A 7,644-nucleotide genomic window follows, 5' to 3' on the forward strand; every position below is an offset into this window, starting at 1 on the left:
GGTCAGGCCGGACGCGTAACTGGGAACCGATCGGCACCGTGTTGTTGAACCCGGATCGAGAGCAACAGAACGAGAAAATGGCGGCATAGTTAGACGGTTGACGCGACAACTACCTTGAAAAATGCCGATGACTTAACACCAGAAACCATCAAAGATTTGCGACGGCACTGAACAAAATCCAGCCCCCACACATAGAGCAAATCAAACCTAGCCCTCGCAAAATCTTGCCGCCGCCCTGGACGCGCATAAGGCCAAGTGCTCCAAATGCGCCGACTAAATGCAGGGTGGCGGTGGTGGCCAGAAAGCCGAGCGTGTAGCCAACCTTGTCGTCAATGACAGGCATTTCATAACCATGCGCATAACCATGCAGCATGCCGAACAGGCCGACCCCTAGCGCGGCAACCACGGTAGGCATACGTTGATGCAGTGCAATGGCCGCGCCCAAGGCAATGACCGACAGCGCAATGCCAACTTCCAGGCCTTGCAGATCTATCATCGACATGCCGAGAAGGCCGCCGCAGAACATGCACAGCACAAAAGCGCCGGGGACGAGCCAGATGGCGCGACCGCCGATTTGGGCACTCCAGGCCCCAACCGCCACCATCGCCAAAAAGTGATCCAGCCCAGTCAATGGGTGCAACCAGCCGGCATCTATGCCGCTGTGGGCTTGTGCGCTAAACGTGGTTAGTGCCAAGACGATGGCGACACAGACGCCCTCAAGTTGGTGTTGGCGAGTACTCATGGCGTAGGTATCTCAAAACTTAAGGAGGCCCAGATGCTTTCCCAGTCGGCCTGGTACTCGATCACCGAATGCATCTGGACTGCACTCAGAAACCACAATCCAGTCTTTTCCAAAGTAAGTTCCACTACACCGTCCTGGTCCGTTCTGACCTGTTGTTCATGCTTTGGATCATCCTTGGCCCAGGCCCTAACCAGCACCCCAGCCACAGGTTTGCCCTCGCGCAGCAAGCGGGCTTTGAACCGCCCGCCCGGCTTGAGCTGGAACGGGTCAGTGACAGCAACAAGTTCCAGCGGCAAATCCACCACCCGGTCAAAGCCAGCACTATCGCTATTGACCCGAACCAAAGTCTTGGCGCAACGCAAAAACTGCTCACGTCCCGGCGCATCGGCGATACCCAGTGTTTGCCGTTCGCTGCGCACCTGATCCAGCCCTTCTTCGACCAAATATTTGTCGAACTCAACACCGGGCAACGTGATGGCCTGAGCATGGGTAAGCATCGCCACAACAACGGTACCGGGCGTCCCGGCGCGAAAATGTCCCACCGGGGCCGCGCCGTCACGCCCCTTCACGGCGTGTTTACCTTGCGCGTCGTAAAGATCAAACGTCTCGATCATGCCGGGCAAACGCCCTACCCGCTCACCTGGCCAACTGACACCCACCCGCAGATCTATGGCCACCAGATCATCTTTGCTGACCAGCCCTTTGTGAGGAACCAGCCAGAAGGCATGGGCAAAACAGTTGCCGCTTAGTGTCGCCAGCAATACCCCAATCCAAATAGGCCGCCAAATCATCATGCTTTCCTCACTTCGCCCCAGCAGCTTTCACACCCCTAACTGCAACCGATCAAGGCGCTTTTTGTGTCGACAAATAGGCAATGATGTCCTCCCGCACCTGTGCGTTTTCAACACTGAACCCCATTGCCTGCCCCGGGATAAACTGTTCCGGCTCTGTCAACCATCGGTTCAGGTTGGCGGGCGTCCAGGTAACGTCGGACGCCCTTAGTGCCTCTGAATACGCAAAACCGTCTGCACTACCAGCATGCCTGCCCACAACGCCACGGTGCATCGGCCCGACCGAATTCACATCCAGTTGATGACACCGGCTGCAATTGAGCAACCAAGCCTTCTGGCCACGCACAACGTCACCCGTATCAGCCTGAACTATTGCGCTGGTCATCAATAGCAGTACGAAGCTCGCACCCACTGTGCCTAAGTGATTAGTGATCATGGTGTGCCTTTCCTTATGGTGCGGGCCTAGCCTCATGTTCAAGTTTGACCTCAGATCACTTTTTGTCTGACGGAATGACGTAGGGGAACTGATCGGTATACAACTTTGGATTGTCGATGGCCTGGTCGGTGGGTTTGCCTATGAGGAGGGTGAGCATGGCACTCATCGCATCATCATCAAGGTAACGTCCGTTACGCACATCGGCCGAATACCCTGCCTTGCTGCCAACCTCATAATTCAGCACATCGGGAATCAGCGCATCCGCCACTTTGTCGCCATAGGCGAATGGTTGAGCCTGCGTCTGTGCAATGCCTGAAGCGCGCGCAGTGCTCGCTGATACGAAGTTTTTCAGTACTGACTGGGTGTTGGGTCGGCTGCGATCATGCTCGACTCTGACAGCCTCGTCTTCGAAATACATAACGTGCGACAGCAAAGGATTGGCCGAGTATTGAACTTGGCTCCACTTGCCATTTTCCTTGAGCGCCGTCGTCATGAAGACCTTGATATTTTTGCCCAGCATTTCATTGGGAATTTCCAGCACAATTGCACCACATTCCTGGTCTTTGAAAATATTGGTGCCGGAGGCGGACTTCCAGACTTGAGGGTCATACTTGCCAGCCTTCAGTTGCGCCGAATACGCTCCCAGGCCAGACGAATTACCGTAGAACGGGTCTTTGATGATACCGGTCCAAAGTTCAATCTTGTCCTTCAGATTGACGCTGCCGCCGACCTTACCTTTACCAATGTCCACACCCGTTTCACCCACTCGCCCGTTTGGGTTGTCCGACAAGTAGGCCATGACCTGACCGTCGCGAAACTGGAACGAGAATGTGTGCCCCTCCTTGAACTTGTCATCCAAGGCAACATGAATGTTGTACAAGGCATTCGGCGAGAAGGTAGCACCATGACGCGGACTTGAATTCACATTCATGATAATGACCGTGCGCCCCGGTGAAGCCGCTTGAAACACGTAGTTGTCCAACTGGCTGATCGCCGTGTTGGTTCGTGCAATGGCAACCTCAAAATGGTGGCTCGCATGTGCCGGCAGCGTAGAACTGGCAAGAACAGCGGCAAGTACCGCTTTCATCAGCAAGCGATGGGGGGCAAATGCTTTATTATTCATAGAGGTGCTTCTCCCGGTAGGTGTCCAGTCCAGCTTCATTTCGAGGTATATATGTCCTGCACCCAGTTAGTACTGCGGACGTCTACTTAAACATTGCGTCGTAACCGGCCACGGGCAATGGCCTCAGTGTCATCTGCTTGTAGAACTCGCTACCAGCCTGAACAACCTCACTTAGACCACTATGCACGGTTTACGTAGCCTATTGCGCCGTTGGCAAATGCCGGAAGGTCCAGCAAAGCCGAGCTAGCGGCAGTTACGTATTAAAAATCATCAAACTGGAATATTACCAAAAAGTAACACCCAGCAAGCTACCACCTACTGCACAAAGGAGCAATAGGCAGTGATTGGCTGTTAGAGAAACGTTGAAGTGTCAGCCAGGGCTATTAGCACTGACCGAAAATCGGTGTAGCACTGAAGCCCTTAATGCGGCTCATGGGGGGCGATCAGTGTTTGTACCATTTGACGAAGCGATACTGCCAAACGATGAGTTCTGATATGGCGGCTTTCGTCTGCGCCCTTAAATACAATGAACAAATTGACAGCCAGTACCTCATGGCTCTTGAAGCCTATGGCACGGCACATCTCGATCAGATGATTGATGTGCACATGATTGATTTCCTCAATCGCCACCCGAGCTGGATGTTGAGCGTCCCGTACATCTATTGCCTTATCTATGAATTTGCAGCTCAGTTCTCCTGGCGACTGGATATAGGCGTACATCATTTCTAGCCAACCGTTGAGCTCTCCCCGCGGATCATTCGGATACGCCTCCTGTAATGCTTGCCATGCAGCTTCACTCGCTTTGTGCTGCTCTCGAATGGTGGCTGCAATTAACATCTCTTTAGAGGAAAAGTGTCGATACAAAGTCATTTTGTTGCTGTGCGCTGCTGCTGCAATCGCCTCAACCCCGACTGCGTGAATTCCATATTTATGGAACATCTCTCCTGCAGCACGCAAAATTCTCTCTCTCGGTGCAGTTGAGCGCTTCTCTTTTTCTGCAAGCGCTGTCTGGTCCGTTGGAGTATTAGTCATCACATAACACCTATTTTTTTATGTGGCACCCACTGCTCTTGACATGCTACTTGCCGGAAAGTAACATCCGGCGCAGGCGTTAGATTCTTGACGAGACTATACCAAAATCTGACAGGTTTTGCGTTGGAGGTGGGGGGGGTTGGATGGAGTGTTTACGGAAATTAGGTGAGAGGATTTTGGCAGTAGGTGCGACCGCGAATGCAAGCGGTAGCTTTTGTGTGGGGTAGGCCTACTTTCAGTAAGGGTACGTGAGTGTCGTTCAGGGGGGGCAGTTGCAGTGACTGAGCGCAATGCCGCACCACGTGGGTCGGTGCGCCTTGATGGGTACTATGTTGCTGACCTTTTCACTCCGGGGGACAGCGTGGCCGTCGGCCCGAGTGCCAGCACACAACATAGGCGGAAAGCATAACTAGATTCGTTTCCATACTACGTATAACAACTCTATGATATGTGATTGCTGTTAATCAGCAATGTCAGAGAGTTAGGCAGGGCGTGATTCAATCATTGTCATTTAAACACGACTATGTATGGTCCGTGAAGTTGAACCAGCCTGGCTTTCAACGGGAAGGTGATGCCGCAAAACTCAATCTCGAAGCCGCTTTCGCCGAATAGTCTTGGCGAACATTGCTTGTCCAACAGAGCAGCAACTTTTGCTATGTAAATGAACCTGCGGCTAAACCGGCGCAAATTTGACCGGGGACGTTTAGTCCCCTGCTATTTAGACGTTGTTTACGATTTTCACATAACCAAGTCGAAAAAAACGGCGCTCTAGTCGCCGACGATATCGTCATGGAACTCAACGGTGGCGCCTTCAGCATGCCTAACGGCGCGACTTTCAGCGAGCGCCAAGTGGTTATCCAAGCCACCGAGTTTTTACGTTCAATAGTGAAGGCATATTGGTCCACTTTAGAGATGCGAACAAACGATCTGGGTGCCCTCACCCAATTGACGAGCAAGTAGCTGGCCGGTCGCAATGCGCCGGATAAGGGCCGCAATAGGTTTGCTGTTGCCTGCCGAGGAGAGTGATATGGCCTACGATTTTGACCTTTATGTAATTGGTGCGGGCTCTGGCGGTATTCGGGCTGCGCGTTTCGCCGCAGGCTATGGTGCCAAGGTGGCCGTGGCTGAAAGCCGCTACCTAGGCGGTACCTGCGTCAACGTGGGTTGTGTGCCCAAAAAACTGCTGGTCTACGGCGCGCACTTTGCCGAAGATTTTGAGCAGGCCAGTGGTTTCGGCTGGTCGCTGGGTGAGGCGAACTTTGATTGGCCGACCTTGATTGCCAACAAAGACCGCGAGATCAATCGCCTCAATGGCATTTATCGCAACCTGCTGGTCAACAGTGGCGTGACCCTGCATGAAGGGCACGCGCGCCTGGTGGATCCGCACCAGGTGGAGATCAACGGTGAGCGCTTCACCGCCAAACATATCCTGATCGCCACCGGCGGCTGGCCGCAGATTCCGGACATTCCGGGACGCGAGCATGCCATCGGTTCCAACGAAGCGTTCTTCCTCAAAGCACTGCCCAAGCGCGTGCTGGTGGTGGGTGGCGGTTACATCGCGGTGGAGTTTGCCGGGATTTTCCATGGCCTTGGCACGCAAACAACGCTGTTGTATCGCGGCGATCTGTTCCTGCGCGGCTTTGATGGAGCGGTGCGCAAGCATCTGCAGGAAGAGCTGACCAAACGCGGGATGGACTTGCAGTTCAATGCTGATATCGAACGCATCGATAAACAGGCCGACGGCAGCCTCAAGGCCACCCTGAAAGACGGGCGCGCGCTGGAAGCAGATTGCGTGTTCTACGCCACCGGCCGACGTCCGATGCTCGACAACCTGGGGTTGGAAAACACCGGCGTCAAACTGGACAAGCGTGGCTTTGTTGAAGTGGACGATCTCTATCAGACGACTGAGTCGTCGATCCTGGCCATTGGCGATGTGATCGGGCGCGTGCAGCTGACGCCAGTGGCGTTGGCCGAAGGCATGGCGGTGGCGCGTCGTCTGTTCAAGCCTGAGCAATATCGCCTGGTGGATTACGCGATGATCCCGACGGCGGTGTTTAGCCTGCCGAACATTGGCACAGTCGGCTTGAGCGAAGAGCAAGCCAAGGCTGACGGCCACAAGGTGCAGGTTTTCGAAAGCCGCTTCCAGCCGATGAAGCTAAGGTTGACCGACTGCCAGGAGCGCACCCTGATGAAGTTGGTGGTCGACGCAGACACCGACAAGGTTCTGGGTTGCCACATGGTGGGCCCGGATGCCGGTGAAATCATCCAGGGGCTAGCGATCGCGCTCAAGGCAGGCGCGACCAAGCAGCATTTCGATGAAACCATCGGCGTGCACCCGACGGCGGCGGAAGAGTTCGTCACCATGCGCATTCCCGTGGCGGGCTGATCAGCTTTCGTGTTCTTACTCACGTATCACCCGAAACAACACCGACGCTGAGGACGCCATCGATGCCTGATCTCTTGCCTATCTGGGTACTGGTGCTCGTAGCTGCCCTTGCGTTTACCGTGGGTTTCATCGTGAACCGATCCGGCACATGCCTGGTTTCTGCTGCGCACGAGGTGCTGTACAAGCGTCGTGCCTGGCGCGTGGGTGGGCTCGCTTTGGCTGCGATGGCGTCCAGCGGGCTGCTTCTGCCATTGCCCTGGATGTCTTCGCCTACGCTGGTAGCCCTGCAATTGAACATGCGCCCACGCAAGCGTTTCGATTTTAAAATGCCCCGTCGAAATGATAGGCCAAGTGACGCAAGACGCCATGGCTATGCGGCATGATGCCCAACTCAAGTCAATAACCGTGTTGCTCTCAGCTAGAGTATTGCTCAGAGTGTTACTATTCGGTAACATTCGATTCGGTTTCTAATTTAACTCGGCATACCAGTTTCAACTGATCTGCGCAGCAACACTCATCTCTGGAGCTATTTTGTCGCTCCTTTGTAGCTTCTTTGGGAAGAGATGAGTTTTAACGCCCCACCGGGGCGTTTTTTTTGCAGCCGTTTATTCGCAGCCAACGGCTTGGTAAGGCAGGTGAATCCCCTGATCGCTCGATGGATCAGTACTTCACTTTAAAGGTGGCTTCGCTATCACAGCAGTCCAGCGCAAAGGACACGCTTAACTTCGCACCGTCGTCGCAATGGAACTCAAAACCATCCTAACACCAGCGGTATCACTGGTAGTGACGGAGATCCGGCCTTCATGCCGGCGCTGTACGGCAGGCTGTTTGATTCGTCGTGCCAACAACGAGTTGTGATCAAGCAGGACGCGATAAACTCGCTTCACGTTGATCGGTGGCAGCGACGGGGTTTCACGCTCACGACGCAACAAGCCCCAAAGGCGACGAGCCATAATTGGGCAGCTCGCTGACCTGGTGCTTAATTTCGACGACCAATCCCGTACCGTCGGTCGGGCACCGAATACGCGCAGCCTCGCGCTGGACGCGGCGGGGGTCACTGTCAATGCGCAAGGGGCCATCGTTATCGACCAAGGCATGCGCACGAGCAACCCGAACATCTACGCGGCCGGCGAC

At 54.5% G+C, this 7,644-nt stretch carries 6 protein-coding genes and 2 pseudogenes; 3 read left to right on the top strand and 5 right to left on the bottom strand.

Annotated features, from left to right (window positions below):
* Positions 1-148: 148 nt before the first annotated feature.
* From MF6396_RS27360 to MF6396_RS27380, 5 genes are all read right to left on the bottom strand, one after another.
* Positions 149-742 carry a HupE/UreJ family protein gene (locus tag MF6396_RS27360; protein ID WP_078481991.1) on the bottom strand — a complete coding sequence of 198 codons (594 nt, stop codon included), beginning with the start codon at positions 740-742 and terminating at the stop codon, positions 149-151.
* On the bottom strand, positions 739-1,536 hold the full coding sequence (locus tag MF6396_RS27365; RefSeq protein ID WP_078481992.1) for a DUF4198 domain-containing protein: 798 nt from the start codon (positions 1,534-1,536) through the stop codon (positions 739-741). Before MF6396_RS27365 ends, MF6396_RS27360 begins: the two co-directional genes overlap by 4 nt.
* 49 nt (positions 1,537-1,585) lie before the next feature.
* On the bottom strand, positions 1,586-1,969 hold the full coding sequence (locus tag MF6396_RS27370; RefSeq protein ID WP_078481993.1) for a c-type cytochrome: 384 nt from the start codon (positions 1,967-1,969) through the stop codon (positions 1,586-1,588).
* A gap of 55 nt (positions 1,970-2,024) precedes the next feature.
* Positions 2,025-3,092, bottom strand: coding sequence for a DUF4331 family protein (locus tag MF6396_RS27375; protein WP_161493054.1), 1,068 nt, complete (start codon positions 3,090-3,092; stop codon positions 2,025-2,027).
* Positions 3,093-3,512: 420 nt separating this feature from the next.
* Positions 3,513-4,124: a TetR/AcrR family transcriptional regulator gene (locus MF6396_RS27380; protein WP_078481995.1), complete on the bottom strand. Its 612-nt coding sequence runs from the start codon at positions 4,122-4,124 to the stop codon at positions 3,513-3,515.
* Positions 4,125-5,151: 1,027 nt separating this feature from the next.
* On the opposite strand from MF6396_RS27380, the gene gorA reads away from it, so the two are divergent.
* From gorA to MF6396_RS27390, 3 genes and pseudogenes are all read left to right on the top strand, one after another.
* Positions 5,152-6,510, top strand: coding sequence for a glutathione-disulfide reductase (gene gorA, locus MF6396_RS27385; RefSeq protein WP_078481996.1), 1,359 nt, complete (start codon positions 5,152-5,154; stop codon positions 6,508-6,510).
* A gap of 278 nt (positions 6,511-6,788) precedes the next feature.
* Positions 6,789-6,897: pseudogene (locus tag MF6396_RS28300) on the top strand (IS30 family transposase); the annotation flags it as partial.
* A 621-nt stretch (positions 6,898-7,518) separates the two neighbouring features.
* Positions 7,519-7,644 (top strand): annotated as a pseudogene (locus MF6396_RS27390) (FAD-dependent oxidoreductase); the annotation flags it as partial.

This window comes from Pseudomonas sp. MF6396, from assembly GCF_002018915.1.
Classification (GTDB): Bacteria; Pseudomonadota; Gammaproteobacteria; order Pseudomonadales; family Pseudomonadaceae; genus Aquipseudomonas; species Aquipseudomonas palmensis.

Coding starts and splice junctions, on each gene's coding strand:
- MF6396_RS27375 (WP_161493054.1), bottom strand. CDS start 3,092: ATGAATAATAAAGCATTTGCCCCCCATCGCTTGCTGATGAAAGCGGTA.
- gorA (WP_078481996.1), top strand. CDS start 5,152: ATGGCCTACGATTTTGACCTTTATGTAATTGGTGCGGGCTCTGGCGGT.
- MF6396_RS27360 (WP_078481991.1), bottom strand. CDS start 742: ATGAGTACTCGCCAACACCAACTTGAGGGCGTCTGTGTCGCCATCGTC.
- MF6396_RS27365 (WP_078481992.1), bottom strand. CDS start 1,536: ATGATGATTTGGCGGCCTATTTGGATTGGGGTATTGCTGGCGACACTA.
- MF6396_RS27380 (WP_078481995.1), bottom strand. CDS start 4,124: ATGACTAATACTCCAACGGACCAGACAGCGCTTGCAGAAAAAGAGAAG.
- MF6396_RS27370 (WP_078481993.1), bottom strand. CDS start 1,969: ATGATCACTAATCACTTAGGCACAGTGGGTGCGAGCTTCGTACTGCTA.